This is a genomic window from Saccharopolyspora rosea (assembly GCF_025643595.1).
GTDB classification, from domain to species: domain Bacteria; phylum Actinomycetota; class Actinomycetes; order Mycobacteriales; family Pseudonocardiaceae; genus Saccharopolyspora; species Saccharopolyspora rosea.
Map to the genome: position 1 here is coordinate 6030929 of NZ_CP102826.1, position 17852 is coordinate 6048780.

At 70.8% G+C, this 17852-nt stretch carries 16 protein-coding genes; 3 read left to right on the plus strand and 13 right to left on the minus strand.

The genetic code is table 11. The features are described from left to right. The first annotated feature begins 58 nt into the window (after positions 1–58). Positions 59–655 (plus strand): hypothetical protein, encoded by a 597-nt coding sequence (locus tag NV263_RS28020; RefSeq protein WP_263249759.1) that lies wholly within the window; start codon positions 59–61, stop codon positions 653–655. 33 nt (positions 656–688) lie between these two features. Here NV263_RS28020 and NV263_RS28025 read toward each other — a convergent pair whose 3' ends face one another. The 13 genes from NV263_RS28025 to eccCa all read right to left on the minus strand — a co-directional run bounded on the left by NV263_RS28025 (position 689) and on the right by eccCa (position 14678). Further along, positions 689–1276 (minus strand): hypothetical protein, encoded by a 588-nt coding sequence (locus tag NV263_RS28025; protein WP_263249760.1) that lies wholly within the window; start codon positions 1274–1276, stop codon positions 689–691. A 38-nt stretch (positions 1277–1314) separates the two neighbouring features. Beyond that, positions 1315–3912: a hypothetical protein gene (locus NV263_RS28030; protein WP_263249762.1), complete on the minus strand. Its 2598-nt coding sequence runs from the start codon at positions 3910–3912 to the stop codon at positions 1315–1317. After that, on the minus strand, positions 3912–4223 hold the full coding sequence (locus NV263_RS28035) for a type VII secretion target (protein WP_263249764.1): 312 nt from the start codon (positions 4221–4223) through the stop codon (positions 3912–3914). Before NV263_RS28035 ends, NV263_RS28030 begins: the two co-directional genes overlap by 1 nt. A gap of 162 nt (positions 4224–4385) precedes the next feature. Continuing rightward, entirely contained in the window at positions 4386–4604 is a 219-nt protein-coding gene (locus NV263_RS28040; RefSeq protein ID WP_263249765.1) for a hypothetical protein, read from the minus strand. 52 nt (positions 4605–4656) lie between these two features. After that, positions 4657–4779 carry a hypothetical protein gene (locus NV263_RS28045; RefSeq protein ID WP_263249767.1) on the minus strand — a complete coding sequence of 41 codons (123 nt, stop codon included), beginning with the start codon at positions 4777–4779 and terminating at the stop codon, positions 4657–4659. Positions 4780–4792: 13 nt separating this feature from the next. Further along, on the minus strand, positions 4793–4957 hold the full coding sequence (locus NV263_RS28050) for a hypothetical protein (RefSeq protein WP_263249768.1): 165 nt from the start codon (positions 4955–4957) through the stop codon (positions 4793–4795). A gap of 52 nt (positions 4958–5009) precedes the next feature. Beyond that, positions 5010–6344, minus strand: a complete 1335-nt coding sequence (glmM, locus tag NV263_RS28055) for a phosphoglucosamine mutase (RefSeq protein ID WP_263249770.1) — start codon at positions 6342–6344, stop codon at positions 5010–5012. A gap of 146 nt (positions 6345–6490) precedes the next feature. Then, positions 6491–6958, minus strand: coding sequence for a 30S ribosomal protein S9 (gene rpsI, locus NV263_RS28060; protein ID WP_345600961.1), 468 nt, complete (start codon positions 6956–6958; stop codon positions 6491–6493). Continuing rightward, on the minus strand, positions 6955–7401 hold the full coding sequence (gene rplM, locus NV263_RS28065; protein ID WP_263249774.1) for a 50S ribosomal protein L13: 447 nt from the start codon (positions 7399–7401) through the stop codon (positions 6955–6957). The genes rpsI and rplM overlap by 4 nt, the downstream gene beginning before the upstream one ends. A 322-nt stretch (positions 7402–7723) precedes the next feature. Then, positions 7724–8014: a WXG100 family type VII secretion target gene (locus tag NV263_RS28070; protein ID WP_263249776.1), complete on the minus strand. Its 291-nt coding sequence runs from the start codon at positions 8012–8014 to the stop codon at positions 7724–7726. A gap of 58 nt (positions 8015–8072) precedes the next feature. Further along, positions 8073–8387 carry a WXG100 family type VII secretion target gene (locus tag NV263_RS28075; RefSeq protein ID WP_263249778.1) on the minus strand — a complete coding sequence of 105 codons (315 nt, stop codon included), beginning with the start codon at positions 8385–8387 and terminating at the stop codon, positions 8073–8075. A gap of 178 nt (positions 8388–8565) precedes the next feature. Next, positions 8566–10353: a type VII secretion-associated protein gene (locus tag NV263_RS28080; RefSeq protein ID WP_263249779.1), complete on the minus strand. Its 1788-nt coding sequence runs from the start codon at positions 10351–10353 to the stop codon at positions 8566–8568. A gap of 248 nt (positions 10354–10601) precedes the next feature. Continuing rightward, entirely contained in the window at positions 10602–14678 is a 4077-nt protein-coding gene (gene eccCa / locus NV263_RS28085) for a type VII secretion protein EccCa (RefSeq protein ID WP_263249781.1), read from the minus strand. Positions 14679–14975: 297 nt separating this feature from the next. On the opposite strand from eccCa, the gene eccD reads away from it, so the two are divergent. Next, positions 14976–16448 (plus strand): type VII secretion integral membrane protein EccD, encoded by a 1473-nt coding sequence (eccD, locus tag NV263_RS28090; protein ID WP_263249783.1) that lies wholly within the window; start codon positions 14976–14978, stop codon positions 16446–16448. Between the two features lie 11 nt (positions 16449–16459). Further along, positions 16460–17836, plus strand: coding sequence for a type VII secretion-associated serine protease mycosin (gene mycP, locus NV263_RS28095; protein ID WP_263249784.1), 1377 nt, complete (start codon positions 16460–16462; stop codon positions 17834–17836). Positions 17837–17852 lie beyond the last annotated feature (16 nt).

Sequence of the window (17852 nt, forward strand, 5' to 3'; positions counted from 1 at the left end):
CCGCCGACGAGCGGAAACCATGCCCCGGCGGCCGTCCGATACGGGAGAATCACGAACCATGGACTCACCCCACCAGCCGCACGGACAACCACCACAACCCGGTTTCCCGCCCCAGCAACCAGTTCCGGGCCAACCGGGCCCGCAACAGCCCTTCCAACAGGCACCGTTCCCGCAGCAGCCCGGCCCCGCCCCGGGGAAGCCCCCGGCTGCGCCCAACCAGACGCTGGCGCACCTCGCGGGCGCGGTCAGCATCATCACCGCGCTGATCGGCGTCTACCTCGGCATCGGGTTCGTCAAGAACGCGATCGGGACGACGGGCCCGTCCCCGATGGAGACGAATCCCGGGGTCACGGACGCGCTGTACTGGATCACCAGCGCCCTGGGCGTGCTCACCGCGGTCTCCAGCGCGGTCGCAGGGGTGCTCTTCTTCGCCCGGAAGCCCGCGGCCTGGATCCTCGCGGTCGTCACCGGCGGACTCGGGCTCGGCACCCTGCTGATGCAGGTCGCGACGTCGATGTCCGACCAGATGAACAACGGGTTCGGCATCCGCGCCGTCACCGTGCAGCACACCACGCTGTTCGTGCTGAGCCTCGTCGTGCTCGTGCTGGGCGTGCTGCCCGGGGCCCGCGCGGCGCTGCGGCACCCACGCGGATGACGGTAGGGGCGCCGCCCGGCGCCCCTACCCGCGTCACCGCAGCCAGCTCTGGTTCTCGAAGTCCTCGTCGTCGTCGAGCACCGGCTGCCGCCGGGGTTCGGGCTTCGGCTGGGGTTTCGGCGTCGCCTGCGGCGGCTCGGCCGGCTGGTTCCGCCGCCCGAACCGTCCAACTTGGACGTTCCAGGCGTCGCTCGGCTCGGCAGGCCGGCGCGCGGCCTCCGGCCGGGCCGCGACGTCCGGGGTTGCGGGCCCAGCCTGCTTCGCCGACTGCGCCGTGGTGGCCGCGGGTTCCTGCTCCGCGCGCTGCTCGCGGTGCCGCGCCAGCAGGTGCTGGGAGAACCGCTCGACGTCCGGATCGGCGTCCGCGTACCGGGTCTCCTCGTTGAACCCGCCGATCTCCTGGACGCCGCGCTTGTCGTCCTCCTTCTTCAGCGCGCCCGCGCGTTCCCGGATCCGCTCGACGAGCTTCTGCGCCTTCTCCGCCTGCTCGGCGGCCCCCTTCTCCGCCGCCGCGGCGGTTTCGTCCCAGCGCCGCGTGACGGCGCTCATGCTCGCGGCGTGCTCCTTCACCAGACCTTCCATCTGGTTGCGGAACGCCTTGACGCTCTCGCTGACGGTCACGGTCCCTCTCCTCCGGCTCGGTCGTGACGCCCTTCGGCCTACTTCTTCGTGTCCTCACCGAGCACCGAGCGGAACCGGACCTTCGACGCGTCGATGCCGTCGTCGAACAGCTGGCCCTGGGTGCGCCACGGGCTGGAGTTGGTGCGTTCCTGCTCGCCGCCCTGCTGTCCGTGGCCGCCCATGCCGCCCATTCCCCCCATCATGCCGCCGCCCATCATGCCGCCCTGCGACGCACCCGGGTTCTGCTGCGCACCGCCCATCGATTGCAGGCCGCTCGCGCCCTGCGGGCTTCCGCTCGCGGCCTCACTCATGCTCCCGATCCCGCTGGAACCGCCCGGGGGCAGCGGTGCACCGGCCGCTCCCGGATGTCCGGCGGGCTGGCCGGCGTGGGCACCGGCCTGAGCGGCGTGCCCCGCCCCGCCGGACGCGGCCGGGTGACCGCCGCCCTGGTCGGGCACGCCGGGACCGCCCGGGTGGTCCGGCTGCCCGGGACCGTGGTCACCGAACCCGAGCAGCTGTCCGGACGCGCTGCCGAAGGAGTTCTGCACGCCGTCGGCCGCGCCGCCGAACGAACCGAATCCGGCGGCCTGCGGCACGGTCGGCGCCGGACCACCGGCCGCCGCGGCGGCGGGCTGCGGCGCCTCGGACGGCTGCCCGCCCGCGCCCATCCCCGGTCCGTGGCCGGGCGCGGCCGCGGCGGGGTCCATGCGGAAGCCGGTCTGCAGACTGCTGCCCGGGGCGGTCGGGGTGGTCCCCGGACGCTGGCCACCAGGCGGCTCGCCCTCGCCGATCGGCGCGTGCACGTTCCTGTCGGCCCCGGCGAAGTCGAGGGTCTGGTGCAGCGGCTGCTGCCCGTGGCCGTTGTCGACGTCGACCTGGATCTGCCCGTCGGGGGTGCGCTGCAGGCTGATCGTCCGGTCGCCCTCGTGGATGACCGCCTTGCCGTCCTCACCCGCCTGCACCGGGATGCCGCCCGGACCACCGCCGGGAGCGGGCACGCCGCCCTGGCCTTCGGCGTCGACCTGCGGTGGCATGCCCGCCGGTGCCGCCGGAGGCAGGTTGCCGGGCTGGCCAGGCCCGTGACCGCCGAAGTCGACCTGGTAGCTCTTCGGCTTGCCGTCCGGGCCCACGACCTCGACCTGGGTCTTGCCGTCCGGACCAGGCTGGTGGACGCTCACCGCGTCCTCTCCCGCGCCGAGGGTCACCTTGTCCGAGGGAGCCGGTTGCGCAGCGCCGGGGCCGCCCGGGTGCATTCCGGGAACCTGCGGCGTTTCCGGGACCTCGGGGACGCCGCTCGCACCGGCGCCGGGAATGCCGCCGCCACCTCCGGCCCCACCCCCGCCGGGCATGCCGCCGCCTCCGGCTCCGGCGCCACCACCAGCGCCGCCGCCACTCCCGACGCCGCCTCCGCTGGCTCCACCGCCGCCGTGCTGACCACCGCCGCCCTGCTTGCCCTTGTCCCCGCCGTCCTGCTTGCCGCCGGGGTGGGCGAACGGGTTCTCCTCGGCCTTGTTCAGCTCGTCGTTGAGCTTGCTGAAGGCGTCGTCGATGTTCTTCTTGGTGTCGTCGCAGAGCTTGACGAAGTCCACGCACTGGTTCTCGACCGGCGCCGCGAAGTACTGCTTGACCTGGTCGAAGCAGGTGTCGAAGATCTTCTTTTTGGCGTCCTCGGTCAGGTCCCCGCAGTCCTCGTCGATCTGCACGCCCCAGATCGTGCAGGCTTCGCGCATCGTCTTGTCGTCGTCGGTGCGGTTCGCGACTTTGATCGTGGTGTCCCAGTCCTGCGCGGCCTTGCCCGCGAGGGTTTTGCTGTGCTCATCGAGCTTGAGCGCGGTCTCGGCCTTGTGCCGGACCATCTCCGCGACGGCCTTGATCGTCTCCTCGGTCTTGCCCGCCGCGTCGCCGGTGGTGCTGATGACCCGGTCCTGCGCGGTCGGGGTGAACTTCCCGGCGAAGAACTGCTGCGCGGACTGCGCGGCCGGGCCCGTCCAGGTCTTCCACAACCCGGCGAGCTTGTCCGACATGGTCTGGTGCGCGCCGCGCAGGCCCTTCTCGGCGTTGCGCAGGTCCTCGACGCTCTTGGCGAACTTGTCGAAGTTCAGCCCGGTCTGCTCGCCGTAGCGCTCTTCCAACGCCTTGAGGTCGGGGACCTTGCTCCTGTCGTTGTAGGCGTGGTCGATCTTCTTGTAGAGCGGAACCCAGTTGCGGAAGTACGCCAGGCCGGGCTTGCCCGAGTTGAGCAGCTCGTCGGCGGTGGCGGCGCCCGCACCCCCGTGGGAGCCGCTCTCGCCCTTGCGCCGGCTGTCCGCCAGGGCGTCGCGACCCTTCTTGACGTCCTCGCCGTGCTGCCGGTCCTTCGTCGCGGCCTTGTCGGCCTCGTCCTTCGCCGCTTTGTAGGCGTCGTTCAGCCGGTCCTCGGGTTCTTTCCCGCTGAAGGCGTCCTTGACGGTCGCGCCGTACCCGTCGTCGTACTTGTCGAGATAGGGCCGAGCCTCGGGATTGGTCCGGAACCACCCCATCGAATCGCTCGACGCATAACTCACCGCGAGTTTCTGCTTGAGGTCATCGGAAACGTCTGGGTTGTCCAGGACCTTCTTGACTTCCTCCCAGGACGGCGTCTTCTTCTCGTCCCCCATCAGTTGCCCCCAGACCTGCCGACGGTGTGCGCGGCGTCAGCGTCGGAGGAGCCGTAGCTCTTGCTGGCCTCTTCGATCCGCTTGGCGAAGTCGTCCATCGCGTCGGCCATGCTCATCGCGCATTTCGCGAGCTTGTCCATGGCGCTCTGGTAACCGGAGAAGAAGTTCTGGTGAGCCTTGCCGAAATCCGATCCGCTCATGCCCAGATCGGAGATCTTCTTGCTGTAATCGTCGCGGATCGGATCCGCCGCGCCCCGGATGCTGCCCGCGGCGGAGACGAGTTCGCCCGCATTGGCCCCGAACCCTGTCACCGTGCCCCCTTCTCAACGTTCTGCGCTGCCGACGACCCGGACCGGCCTCGACGGTCGTTGCGACGTCGCGCCAGATCACGTGGTTCCCAATCTTGGCAGCTTCGTTGCGCGGACAAGGCAAAAACGACGATCTGCTTGCATCCGCGAAGGGGGCGGCCCCGATCACTGCGGCGGGTAGGGCCCCTGCTGGGGGTAGCCGCCCTGCTGGGGCGGGTACGGGTGCGGCGGGTACTGCTGCGGGTAGCCCTGCGGCGGGTAGCCCAGCTGCGGCGCAGCGGCCTGTTGACCGGGCTTCTTCCGCATCACCAGGAACGTGACGAGCGCTCCGATGCCGGCCCCGACGATCATCGCGAGCGGCAACAGGACGACGACCGCGTTCATGGTCCACCTCCATCGATCTCCGGGGCGAACCTAGCGGACCGGGGACGGGGAGTCAGCCGAGGAGCACCGGAAGGCCCCAGCCCTGGGCGAGGACCACGCAGAACACGACGGCTCCGACGAGCATGACGACCAGCGGCAGCACCAGCACCATCAGGAGGTCACCGAGGGTTCGCATCCACAGGCCCCCTTCAACCGCGGCGTCGCTGGAAGCGGTCCACGAACCAGCCCCGGCTCTCGTGCGCGGCGTTCACCGCCTTGAGGCCGACGACCGCGAGAGCGGAGAAGATCACGATTCCGACGACGAGCCCGATTGCGACGAGCCCGACGATCATGGCGACAACGATGGCACCCATGTGACAAGGCTCTCACATTCGGGAGCCCAGCGAGAGATCTACATCACAAAGATCACCGGATTGCGCCAACGACCTCCGCGAGCCGTTCGGCGACGCGCTGGGCGGTCTCCTCACCGGGCGCCTCGACCATGACCCGCACCAGCTGCTCGGTGCCGGATGGGCGCAGCAGCACCCGACCGTTCTCCCCGATCTCCGCCTCAGCCGCCGCAACAGCCTCGCTGACCTGCGACGATGCGGCCACGGCCGCCTTGTCGGCGACGCGGACGTTGATCAGGACCTGCGGCAGGCGGCGCATCACCTTCGCCAGCGAGGCGAGCGGGGACCCGGTGGCCGCCACCCGCCCCATCAGGCGCAGCGCCGTGAGCAGTCCGTCACCGGTGGTGGCGTGGCCGGGCAGCACGACGTGCCCGGACTGCTCGCCGCCGAGCGAGAAACCGCCCGCGCGCAGTTCCTCCAGGACGTAGCGGTCGCCGACCGCGGTGGTGCGCAGCGCGATGCCGTGCTCGCGCATCGCCAGGTGCAGCCCCAGGTTGCTCATCACGGTCGCGACCAGGGTGTCGTCCGCGAGCTCGGCCGACTCGCGCATGGCCAGGGCGAGGATCGCCATGATCTGGTCACCGTCGACGACGGCGCCGGTGGCGTCCACCGCCAGGCACCGGTCGGCATCGCCGTCGTGGGCGATGCCCAGGTCGGCCGAGTGCTCCAGGACCGCGGCCTGCAGGCCCTCGATGTGCGTCGAGCCGACACCGTCGTTGATGTTGAGGCCGTCCGGGCTCGCGTTGATCGCCACCACCTCGGCACCGGCCCGCCGGTACGCCTCGGGGGCCGCGGTGGACGCCGCCCCGTTCGCGCAGTCGACGACGACCTTCAGTCCCGTCAGCGGCTGCGGCGTGGCCACCAGCAGGTGGTCGACGTAGCGGTCCACCGCGTCCGGGACGTCCCGGACGCGACCGATGTGCGTGCCGGTGGGGCGGTCGACCTGCTCGTCGAGCCGGGCGGCGATCTCGTCCTCCACCGCGTCCGGCAGCTTGTGCCCCCCGGCGGCGAACAGCTTGATCCCGTTGTCGGGCATCGGGTTGTGCGACGCGGAGATCATCACGCCGAGGTCCGCGTCCAGCGCCGCCACCAGGTGCGCCACCGCCGGGGTCGGCAGCACGCCGACGCGCAGCACGTCGGCACCCGCCGACGTCAGGCCCGCGGTGACCGCCGCCTCCAACATCTCGCCGCTCGCCCGCGGGTCGCGGCCCACGAGCGCCACCCGGCGCCGCGAGTCGTCGCGGTCGTAGAGCACGCGGGCCGTCGCGGCGGCCAGCGACAGGGCCAACTCCGGTGTCAGGTCGGCGTTGGCCAGGCCCCTCACCCCGTCGGTGCCGAACAACCGGGACATCAGCGGCGGTGCCTCCTTCTCGATGACCGCGGCCGGTGCACGTCCGCGGCGGTGACGGCGGGCGGATGCCGCCCGCATACAACTGCGGGAGCAGCCCCCGTCCCCAGTGGACGAATGACTGCTCCCGCAGATCGTATGAAGCTCGGTCAGCGCTTGCTGTACTGCGGCGCCTTGCGGGCCTTCTTCAGACCGTACTTCTTGCGCTCCTTCTCCCGCGCGTCACGGGTGAGCATGCCGGCCTTCTTCAGCGCCGGACGGTCGTCGATGTCGTTGGACGCCAGCGCACGGGCGATCGCCATGCGCAGCGCACCGGCCTGACCCGAGGGGCCGCCGCCGCGCAGGTTCGCCAGCACGTCGAAGCTCTCGGCGCGGTCCACGGTGACCAGCGGCTCCTTGATCAGCTGCTGGTGGACCTTGTTCGGGAAGTACTCTTCGAGGCTCTTGCCGTTCAGCTTGAAGCCACCGTTGCCGGGGACCAGCCGAACGCGGACCACGGCCTCCTTGCGGCGGCCGACGGTCTGGACGGGGCGACCGGCGGGCACCGGCGCGACATCCTGGGCGACAGCTTCCGGAGCGGGAGCGCTCACGGTCTCTTCCTGAAGTTCGTCAGTCACTTCTCGACCTTCGCGTTGATCTCGAACGGCTGCGGGTTCTGGGCCTGGTGCGGGTGGTTCGGCCCGGCGTAGACCTTGAGCTTCTTGCCCATGGCCCGGCCGAGCTTGTTCTTCGGCAGCATGCCCTTGATCGCCTTCTCAAGCAGCCGCTCGGGGTGCTTCTGCAGCACCTCGCCGAAGGACTGCTTCCGCAGACCACCCGGGTAACCGCTGTGCCGGTAGTGGAACGCCTGCTCCCGCTTGTTACCGGTGAGGGCCACCTTCTCGGCGTTGACGATGACGACGAAGTCGCCGGTGTCGACGTGCGGTGCGTAGGTCGGCTTGTGCTTGCCGCGCAGCAGCGTCGCGGCCTGAGTTGCCAACCGGCCGAGGACCACATCCTCGGCGTCGATCACATGCCAGGCGCGGGTCACCTCGCCGGCCTTCGGGCTGTACGTGCGCACGGGTCTACCTCGTCGTCGTTCGCGTCGGAGTCGTCAGTGCGGAGCCCGCCTCGATCACGCCGGTCGGCTCCCGTGGAGCCGGCACGTCCGTCAACGGCGCCGGAACCGTCGGTCCTCTGGCGCGCATTGCAGTCGCGCACCGCACAACAAAGAATGAGGGTACTGGGTGGCCGATGGGTGGGTCAAAACGGGTCCCCCGCAGCTGCTGACCTGGGTCATCGCCGCGTTCAGAATAACGTCCGGGGAAAACGGCCGACGCCCGGGGCCACCGGAGCACAACGGCCCCGGCGAATGCCGGGGCCGTGAAGCTGTGATGTCGGGCTCAGCCACCGAAGCGGGCGGCGTTGCGGTGCTCACCCTGCTGGAAGGCCTCGTTGGCCGCGTGGACCGCCATGCCCATCTTGGCCGCGATCTCGCGCATGTTGTGCGCGGCCTTGTTCCACTCGTCCTGGGCCCGGTGGTAGGCCTCCTGCGCGGAACCCTCCCAGGTGGCGATCAGCGGCTTGAGGAACTGCTCCAGCTGGTCCAACTCCTGCTCGATCTTGCTCGCGGTCTTGCCCAGGTCGTCGGCGGCCTGGCTCAGCTGACCGAAGTCAACCTTGATCTCACCCATTGCTGTTTCCCCTCGAATGATCGTGATCGGTGAAGAATGCGATGCGAGTCGCAGCTGATCAGTGGCCGCCCAGCAAGCCCTCGATCTTGGAGATCTCCTGCGCGTGCTCCTCCTGCGTCTGCGCGTAGGCGTGGCCGGAGGTCTTGATGTTCTCGCTGATCTCGTTCAGCTTGTTGTTGATCGTCTTGGCGTTCTCCTGGAACTGCTCGGAGAGCCGCTTGAAGACGTCGGCCGCCTGGCCCTTCCAGCTCGCGACCACCGGCTCCAGGTTGCCGTGCAGCTGCTGCACCGCGCTCTCGATGTTGCCGCGGATCTCGTCGACCTGCCCGGCCGCCTTCGCCATCAGATCCGCATCGGTACCGAAACCGCTCATCTCGGGTGGACCCCCTTCAAACCTCGTCACCAAGTTCGGATGAACCTGCGACGCAGACATTGCCACGTCCGGTTCCCGGCTGTCCCCGATTTCCCCCGAACCCGTTGCTCCTGTGAACGTTCGGACGAAAACCCGCAGGTCACCGCGGGATTCGCGGTTGCGAAAAGTCCGCCGGCGGTCAACGAATCCGAACCGAACCGACGACCTGTTCGCACGCGCCCTGGACCCGGTCCTTGCCCGCGGCGGTGTACTGGCAGCCCACGCTGATGCGGAACTGCCCGGAATGCAGCACGTACCACTCCACCGCCGCGTTCGGCAGCTGCTCCCGGTAGTGCACGACATCACGGCCCGCGAAACTGGCGGACGGATCGAACCCCGACATCGCCTGCCCCTTCGCGACGGCCTGCTCGTACTGGCCGCGGAGTTCCTGCACCGCGCGGTCGCGGCCGGTTCCGGTGTCGTAGGACAGGCGCTCCTCGCGGACCGCGATGCGGTCGCCGCCGTCGCCGTCGGCCGGGCCGAGCAGCGTCTCCCAGTCGTTCGGGTTGCCCCCGGTCTGCTTCCAGTCCACCGGGTAGGAGAACTCGTAGTCGTACTGGGCGGAATTCCGGGAGGCGCTCTCGGTCTGGCCGTCCCCGCCGAACACGACCAGCGCCGCGACGATCCCGGCCACCAGCACCGCACCGACGCCCGCGGCGACCAGCCACGGCGTGCGGGACCGCCGCCGCCCGCGCGGCGAACTGACCGGCCGGGTCGGGTCGGCACCGCCGATGACGACCGTGCTGGCGCGGCTCAGCGAGTCGTCCGGCGCGGCGGTGGCCGGCGGCGGAGCGACGGGGTGGCGGCGCACCGTCCGGGTGCCGGACCAGCCACCGGCCGGGGCGAGCCCACCGCTGCGTTCGGGGTCCAGCCGCACCGCCCGCAGCGCGCCGCGCGCCACGACCGTCTCCGGCTGGTCCAAAGTGGTCGGAACGATGCCGGTGCGCTCGTGGATCAGCCGCGACACCAACGGAATCCGGCTCGATCCGCCGACCAGGAACACCCCCGCCAGCTGGGCGCGCGGCACCCGCCCCTCGCGCAGCGTGGCCAGCACCAGGTCGGTGGCCCGCCCCAGCGGTTCGGCGATCAGCGCCTCCAGGTCGGTGCGCGTGACGTGCGCGTCGGAGAACGGCGGCGGCATCGGCACGTCGGTGTAGGTGTGCCGGGACAGCGTCTCCTTGGCGCCGCGCACGTCCTGCCGCAGCACCCGGCGTCGCCGCCGGTCCGCCATGTCGCGCCCCTCGACGAGCTTGCGCCACGCCTCGGGGTCGGTGCCCGAGACGATGCCGCCGATGTGCTCCAGCAGCGCCTGGTCGATGTCCGCGCCGCCGAAGTTCGGATCCCCGTGCGTGGCCAGCACCTGGAACGACGCGCCCTGCTTGCGGACCACGCTGGCGTCCACGGTGCCGCCGCCGAGGTCGAGCACGGCCAGCGCACCGCCGTCCGGCAACCCGTGCCCGGCCGAGTGGAACACCGCCGCGGCGACCGGTTCGGGAACCATGTGCAGTTCCTTGGCCAATCCGGCCGCGGCCTGCCGCAGCTCCCCGGTGCGCACCGCACCCCAGTCCGCGGGGTGCGTGAGCACGAGCAGGTCGACGGCAGCCCCCCCGGCGAAGCGCCGCGCCTCGCCGACCGCCCGTTGCAGCACGGCCCGGACGACCTCGCCGACCTTGCGGACGCTGCTGCCCAGCAGCAGGTCCCCCTCGTCGATGCGCCGCTTCGGGTGCGGCTCGAAGCGGGACGGGTCGACCGCCGCCTGCCGCTCCGCCTCGTGCCCGACGAACAGCGTGCCGTCCGCGGCGGCGAACACCGCCGACGGCACCAGCGGCTGGCCGTCGATCACGACGACCTGCGGTTCGCCGCCGCCGACGGAGACCACCGTGCATGTGCTCGATGTGCCGAAGTCGACCGAGACGTGCAGGGACACCCAGAACTCCTTCACCGTCGCCGGAGCACGCAGCCGTCGTCCGACCGCGCGCGCCGACTCCCCCCAGACCCTAGGCGCGTGTGCGAGCGCGCCCAACAGTCTGCCCCTGATCGGGTGCGGAACGCGAGCACCACCCCTCGGGTGTCGCGCCGGCGCTCCCCCGGGTCGACCCTCCACTGCGGACGGTCGCGCACGAGAAGAGCCTCCCCGCCGGGCGGCGGAGAGGCTCTTCGGTGCGGCCGACGCGCCTACTCGTTGGGGGTGTAGGCGGTCTGGATCAGCTGCGGGCCGTCCCGCAGCGCGCGGCTGACGAGCGTGCCCCGGCCCGGCGGGAGCTGGCGGGACTTGACGTTGCCCACCAGTTGACCGTCGTCCTTGTTCGCGCTCATCGCCAGACCCGGCGCCGAGACCTCGCGCATCTTGCCGATGATCGGTTCGTACAGCGCGCGGCTGCCGCCACCGGAGTTGCGGACGATGACGAAGTGCAGGCCCACGTCGCCGGCCTGCGGCACGAAGTCCGCCAGCGGTGCCAGCGGGTTGTTGCCCTGCGGCGCGACCAGGTCGTAGTCGTCGACCACCACGAACAGCTCCGGACCGGTCCACCAGGAGCGGTTCTTGAGCTGTTCCTGGGTGACGTCCGGGCCGGGCAGCCGCTTCTTCAGCGCGTTCGACACGTCCCGGACGTTGCCCTTGAGCTGGTCCGCGCTCACCGAGTACTCCAGCAGGTGCTGGGTGTTGAGGAAGCCGAGCATCGTCCGCCGGTAGTCGACCAGCAGGATCATCGCTTCCTTCGGCGTGTAGCGCTCGGTGATGCCGCGGACGATCGTGCGCAGCAGCGAGGTCTTGCCGGACTCGCGCTCGCCGAACGCGTAGAAGTGCGGATCGGAGGCGAAGTCCAGGTAGACCGGGCGCAGCCCGTCCTCGTTGACGCCGATCGGCACCAGCCGCCGGTTCGGCTGCTGTTCCGGACGCGGCAGCTGCTGGGACGGCAGCATCTCCGGCAGCAGGCGGACCTGCGGCGCGGGGTTGCCCTTCCACGAGCTCTTGACCCGGTTGACCAGGTCGGAGATGCCGTGCGTGACGTCGCCGTTGTACAGCTCCCAGGCCGCCCGCGGCGCGCGCCGCTCCTCGTCGGCGGCCGCCGCCTCCTCGGCGACGCGGTCGCCCATGTTCTCGCTGTCCACCCGGGGCAGCGCGATCAGGTAGTGCAGGTCGTCGGCCCAGTACAGACCGCGGCCCGGGTAGCCGGACGGCACCTTGGCCGCGGCCTTGCGGCCGATCTCCGACTCGCTCGGGTCACCGAGGCGCAGCTCCAGGCGGGTGCCCAGCAGGTCCTTGAGCGCCGGGCGGATCTCCGCCCACCGGGTCGCCGAGACGACCACGTGCACGCCGTAGGTGAGGCCCTGCGCGGCGATCGACAGCACGTCCTGCTCCAGGGACTCGAAGTCCTCCCGGAACGACCGCCAGCCGTCGATCATCAGGAACACGTCGCCGTACGGGTCCTCGGCGAAGTCACCGCGGCGCTTGCGGGACCGGAACTCGGCGATGTCGATGCCGTGCTGCTGGAACAACGCCTCGCGCTGCGCGATCAGCGCCTTGATCTCGGCGATGGTGCGGCGCACGGTGTCCTGGTTCTGGCGACCGCCGAAACCACCGACGTGCGGCAGGTTCCGCATCGGCGCCATCAGACCACCGCCCAGGTCGATGCAGTAGAACTGCGCCTCCTGCGGGGTGTTGGTCAGCGCCAGCGCCGCGATGATCGTGCGCATCGCGTTCGACTTGCCGGTCAGCGGACCACCGACGATCGCGCAGTGGCTGCTCTGCAGGTTCAGCACCAGCGGGTCCTGGCGCTGGTGGTACGGCACGTCGATCAGACCGACCGGAGCGCTCAGCTTGCCCGCGTTGGCGTACCCCGCGGCCGTGTAGCCGCGGTCGTCGGTGGCCTGCAACGGCGGCAGCAGACCGTCCAAAGTGGGCGGAACGTCCAGCGGCGGCAACCAGATCTGCCGCGCCTGCGGGGCCTGGCCGGTGATCTTGCGGATGACGACCTCGAAGTCGGTCGGACCGTCGTCCTTGTCCTTCTTCTCCTCGACCGCTTCGACCGGCTTCTCCGGTTCCGGCGGCTTCTCCACGTAGTCCGGGATGAACGGGCGCGGCATCTTGTCCGCGGTGACCACGGCGACGCTCTGGCTGGCCGGGCGCGCCCCGCTGGTCTGGTGCAGCCGACCCGAGACGAACGCGGCGCGGAACCGGTCCATCCCGTTGGGGTGCTTGAGGAATCCGTGACCGCCGGTGCTGGGCAGGTCCACCGCGTCCGGCACGCCGATCACCGCGCGCGAGTCGGCGGCGCTGGTGGTGCGCAGACCGATCCGGTACGTCAGGTGCGTGTCCAGACCGCGCAGCTTGCCCTCTTCCAGCTTCTGCGTGGCCAGCAGCAGGTGCATCTGCAGCGACCGGCCCAGACGACCGACCATCACGAACAGCTCGGCGAACTCCGGCTGCTGCTCCAGCAGCTCGGTGAACTCGTCCAGCACGATGAACAGCGCGGGCATCGGCTCCTGCGCCCACGGGTCACCGGCGTCGCGCTTCTTGCGGTAGTCCCAGACGTCCTTGGCCTTCGCCTGGGCCAGCACCTCCTGGCGCCGGTTCATCTCGCCGCGGATCGCGTCGTCCATGCGGTCGATGAGGGTGTTGGCGCCCTCCAGGTTCGAGATGTTGGCCGACACGTGCGGCGCGGTCTCGAAGCCGTTGAAGGTCGCACCGCCCTTGAAGTCGACGAGCACGAAGTTGAGCATGTCCGAGGAATGCGTGGCCATCAGGCCCAGCACGATGGTGCGCAGGAACTCGGACTTGCCGGAACCGGTCGAACCGATGCACAGGCCGTGCGGGCCCATGCCGCCCGCGGCACCTTCCTTGATGTCCAGGTGCACGATCTCGCCCGTCTCGCCGGGTCCGATGGCGACCCGGTAGAGCTCGTCGCGCGGTCGCGCCCGCCACGCCTCGTTGAGGTCGAAGGTGACCACGTCACCGTTGAGGCCCAGCTGCTCGATGTAGTTCAGCGGCGTGGTCAGTGGCTCGTAGCCGCCGGAGTCCGCCTCCGCCGAGACCCCGCCCGCGATCCGGTAGGGGGCCAGCTGGCGGGCCAACGAGGTGGCCTCCGCCATGGTCAGCGAGTCCGGCTTGCCGAACCACTCGACGCCGCTGCCACCGCGCGCACCGATCCGGTCCTCCTCGACGACCATCCGCATGCCGCGGCGCGCGGTGATCGGACCGAGCACGTCGGACAGGTCGATCATGGTGACGCCGGCCAGCCCGCCCTCGGTGACGAGCTGCTCCTCGCGGCTGATCTCGGCGTCGTCGATGAGGATGACGATGTGCGGCTGACCCTCCGGCGGCGCCGCGTTGCGCTGGAACCGCTGCCGGTCGGCGAGTTGCTCGGCCAGCATCTCCTCGATCGCGCGCAGCGAACCGGCCATCAGCCGCATCGGGCCGATGCCGTCGGTCTCGGTGGGGTGCTGCGCGTGCGGCAGCCACTTCACCCAGTCCCACTCGGTGCGGGCGCGGCCGCTGCTGGCCACCGCGATGAGCACGTCGTCCGGGGCGTGGAAGGCGGCCAGCTGGCAGAGCACGGCGCGGGCCAGTCCGCGGGTGAGTTCCCGGTCGCCCTGCAGGCCGACCGCGGCGAAGCCGCGCAGCGAGGTCGCGATCGGCAGCTCCGGCACCAGCGAGTGCGCGCGCACGAACCGGCGCAGCGCCAGCGTGGTGATCGGCTCCAGCTCGTCGACCGGACCGGTCTGCGGCGGCACCAAGCGGGTTTCCAGGCGCTGCGCCCCGCGCCCGACCCGCACCTGGCAGAAGTCGTTGTCGTTGGGCCGGCGTTCCCACATCCGCCGGCTGCGGCGCATCGCGACCGACCACAGGGTCTGCGGGTCCGGGTGCACCCACTCGCGGGCCAGCCGCTGCTCGTCGGCAGCCTCCCGGGCGCGGTCCCGCATCTGGCCGAGGTACCGCAGGTAGTCCTTGCGGTCCTCGTTCATCTCGGCCTTCTTCTGGCTGCCCTCGCGGCCCCCGCCGGCCATCATCCCGAAGGTCGACACCAACATCATCATCGGCATCATCATCATCATCGGGTTGTCCTTGGCCCGCTGGAGCATGAAGACCATCATTCCCAGCGAGGCCACGATCATGACGGCCGGAAGGACCTTCTGGACGACGTTGCCGGGGATCGTCCGCGGGATCTCCGGCGGTGGTTCGAGGTGCACCTCCCCGCCCGGTGGCCTGGGAGCGGCCAGGCGTGGCGTTCGCTTGAACTGCAGCGTGCTCACCGGACGCAGCAACCTTTCCGTGTCGGACGTGGAGTTCTTCCCGCGGCCAGCATTCTGTACTGCCCGCGGCACCGCCGGGCGCCGGGTCGGGCGCGATCGCCGTTCGACCGTGACCAACCAGATACGAAGTAGTTGGCACGAGTTCGACCAAACCCGTCACCCGTCGACGGCCGGTGCGGCCATACTAGGGGCGCTCTCCGACCGGGCGGGTGGGTTTCCGGAAGAAAAACCGACCTTGGTTGGATCGAGACTGGACCAAAGTTGCAAGGCAATCGACCAACGGAGTAGGGGGCCCAAGTGGCGACGGGTACCACGGTGTTCAGCCGCGTGACGGTGGTGGCGCCGACAACTCGCATCGACCTGGCGCTGCCTTCCGACGTCTCGGTGGCGGATCTGCTGCCGATGCTTCTGGACATGGCCCGCGAGTCCACCCCCGACGGCGGGTCGCGGCACGGCGGCTGGTGCCTGGCCAAGCTCGGCGAGAGTCAGCCACTGGACCCCAGCCAGACGCTGTCGTCGCAGGGCATTGTGGACGGCGACATGCTGCAGTTGCGCCGCAGGTCGGACAACCCACCACCACCGTTGTACGACGACGTCGTCGACGCGCTCGCCGAGGCGGAACCGGGCAGCTACCGGCCGTGGACCAAGGAGACCGCGGCCAGGATCGGCCACACCGCGGGTGCCCTGGCGCTGATCGGCGCGGCCGTCGGACTCGGGCTCGCGGGCCCGGCGGGCATGCTGCACCCGGACTTCGTCAAGGGCATCGGCGCCATCGGCTACCAGGTGTTCGCCGCGGCCTCCGCGCTGATCCTGACGGTCTTCGCCGTCGGCGTCGGTTCGATCGTCACCCGCGCCTACGCCGCGCCCACGACCGGCACCGTCATCGCCGCGGCCGGCGGGCTGCCGATGGCGTTCGTGGCGGGCTTCAACATCGTTCCGGGCAACACCATCGAGCCGCGCCTGCTGCTGGGCTGCGCACTGGTGCTCATCGTCGCGTCGGTGTCACTCATGGTGATCGGCGCGGGCATCATCGCGTTCATCGCCGCGGCGACGGCCGGCGCGTTCGGCACCGTCGCCTTCCTGGTCGCGACGCTGGTCGGCAGCAGCAACCAGGCGGGCATCGCCGCCGGTGCCGCCGCCGTCGGCCTGGCCGGCATCTCCCTGCTGCCGCGCATCACCATCCAGCTGGCGAAGCTGCCGCTGCCGCACGTGCCGGGCAGCGCCGAAGACCTCAAGGAGGACAGCGGCTTCCCGGACTACCGGCTGATCGAGCGCCAGACCGGCCTGGCGCACCAGTACATGACCGGCCTGATCATCGGCTGCGGTCTGGTCGCCGCGATCGGCGCGGTGCTGTCCGCCGCCGCCGTCTCGCTGGGCGCGGTGCCGCTGCCCACCCGCATCTTCGGCGTCGCGTTCGCCGTCGTGGTGTCCGCGGTGCTGCTGCTGCGCGGCCGCAACTACGCCAACGGCAGCCAGGCGGTCGCCCTGCTGGCCAACGGTCTGCTGGCGTCCGGCGGCGTGGCCATCGGCCTGCTGCTGCAGGTCTCGCAGATGCCGATCGCGGTGGCGTGGGCGTTCCCGCCGCTGGTGCTGCTGGGCATCCTGTCGATCATCTTCGGCGTGGTGTTCCCGAACCGCCGGTTCTCGCCGGTGCAGCGGCGCATGGTCGACGTGCTGGAGGCCGTGCTGATCGCACTGGTGCTGCCGCTGGCGCTGGCCGTGATGGATCTGTACATGGTGGTCCGCGACCTCAACCTCAACCTGTTCTGAGAGGCGTCTCGATGCGCTTCAGGTTCCCGCGTTCCCGACCGGCGCTCGCGCTCGCGGCGGCGGTCGGGGTGCTCGCCCTCGGCGGACCCACCGCCCCCGCCGCGCTCGCGGAGACGGTCCAGCCGCCGCCGCTGGTGCCGGTCAACGTGCCCGGCGGGCAGCTCACCCCGAACGGCAGCTACGAGCAGACCGGGGGCTGCATGCAGCCCAACACCGGCAATTCGGTCATCGAGGAGAAGCCGTGGAGCCAGCGGGCGCTCGGCTTCGAACAGGCGCAGGACCAGGGGCTGACCGGGCAGGGGCAGACGGTCGCGGTGATCGACACCGGCGTCAACCCGCACCCCCGGCTCAGCGTCGAGGACGGCGGCAGCTCGGTGCCCGACGGCCACGGCGCGCGGTTCGACTGCGACGGCCACGGCACGATCGTCGCCGGGATCATCGCGGCGCACCCGGACCCGAACACCGGGTTCGTCGGCGTCGCACCGGACGCGAAGATCCTGTCCATCCGGCAGTCCTCGGGGCTGTACGAGAACAAGGCCGAGAAGCGGACCCTCGGCGACACCGAGACCATGGCCCGCGCCATCCAGTACGCGGTGGACAGCGGCGCGAGCGTGATCAACATTTCGCAGTCCTCGTGCCAGTCGCTCGCGCAGGCCATGCACTTCGACTCCGGCAACAACATGCTCTACCAGGCGGTGGTGAACGCCTACAACAAGGGCGTGGTCGTGGTCGTGGCCGCGGGCAACACCACGGGCAGCTGCCAGAAGAACGCGCCCGGCCGCCCGACGACGGCCGTGCTGCCCGCCTGGTTCGACAACTACGTGATCACCGTGGCGTCGGTGAACCAGCAGGGCGCGCCGTCGGCGTTCACCGTGCCGGGCCCGTGGGTGGACGTGGCCGCGCCCGGTGAGAACCTCATCTCGCTCGACCCGGGCAACGGCGGCACCGGGCTGGCCAGCCAGATCTCCGAGGGGCAGAGCGGGCAGCTGGGCCCGATCCAGGGCACCAGCTTCGCCGCGCCGTACGTGTCCGGCCTCGCCGCGCTGATGAAGGAGCAGGCGCAGCGGGAGGGCCGCAGCGCCGACGCCCGCTCCATCATCGACCGGATCGAGAAGACCGCGATGCACCCGGGCGGCAACGACGGCCGCAACGACATCGTGGGCTACGGCATGATCGACCCGATGGCGGCGCTCAACGACGTGATCCCGCCGTCCCACCAGATGAAGCCGCGGCGGCTCGACGCGGACGCCCTGCAGGCCCGCGACTTCCCCGCGCTGGTCGTCGCGATCGGCGGCGCCGGGGCGGGCATCGCCGCGATCGTCTTCACCGCGTTCCTGGTCAACGCGGTCCGCAACGTGCGCGCCCGCGCGGCGGGCCGGAAGGACTGATCCCGCGACCCCTCCG

What these genes read in the sequence shown, in the direction of transcription:
- NV263_RS28020 (WP_263249759.1), top strand. Translation starts at nt 59, where the DNA reads ATGGACTCACCCCACCAGCCGCACGGACAACCACCACAACCCGGTTTC.
- NV263_RS28030 (WP_263249762.1), bottom strand. Translation starts at nt 3,912, where the DNA reads ATGGGGGACGAGAAGAAGACGCCGTCCTGGGAGGAAGTCAAGAAGGTC.
- NV263_RS28040 (WP_263249765.1), bottom strand. Translation starts at nt 4,604, where the DNA reads ATGAACGCGGTCGTCGTCCTGTTGCCGCTCGCGATGATCGTCGGGGCC.
- NV263_RS28045 (WP_263249767.1), bottom strand. Translation starts at nt 4,779, where the DNA reads ATGCGAACCCTCGGTGACCTCCTGATGGTGCTGGTGCTGCCGCTGGTC.
- NV263_RS28050 (WP_263249768.1), bottom strand. Translation starts at nt 4,957, where the DNA reads ATGGGTGCCATCGTTGTCGCCATGATCGTCGGGCTCGTCGCAATCGGG.
- glmM (WP_263249770.1), bottom strand. Translation starts at nt 6,344, where the DNA reads ATGTCCCGGTTGTTCGGCACCGACGGGGTGAGGGGCCTGGCCAACGCC.
- NV263_RS28070 (WP_263249776.1), bottom strand. Translation starts at nt 8,014, where the DNA reads ATGGGTGAGATCAAGGTTGACTTCGGTCAGCTGAGCCAGGCCGCCGAC.
- NV263_RS28075 (WP_263249778.1), bottom strand. Translation starts at nt 8,387, where the DNA reads ATGAGCGGTTTCGGTACCGATGCGGATCTGATGGCGAAGGCGGCCGGG.
- mycP (WP_263249784.1), top strand. Translation starts at nt 16,460, where the DNA reads ATGCGCTTCAGGTTCCCGCGTTCCCGACCGGCGCTCGCGCTCGCGGCG.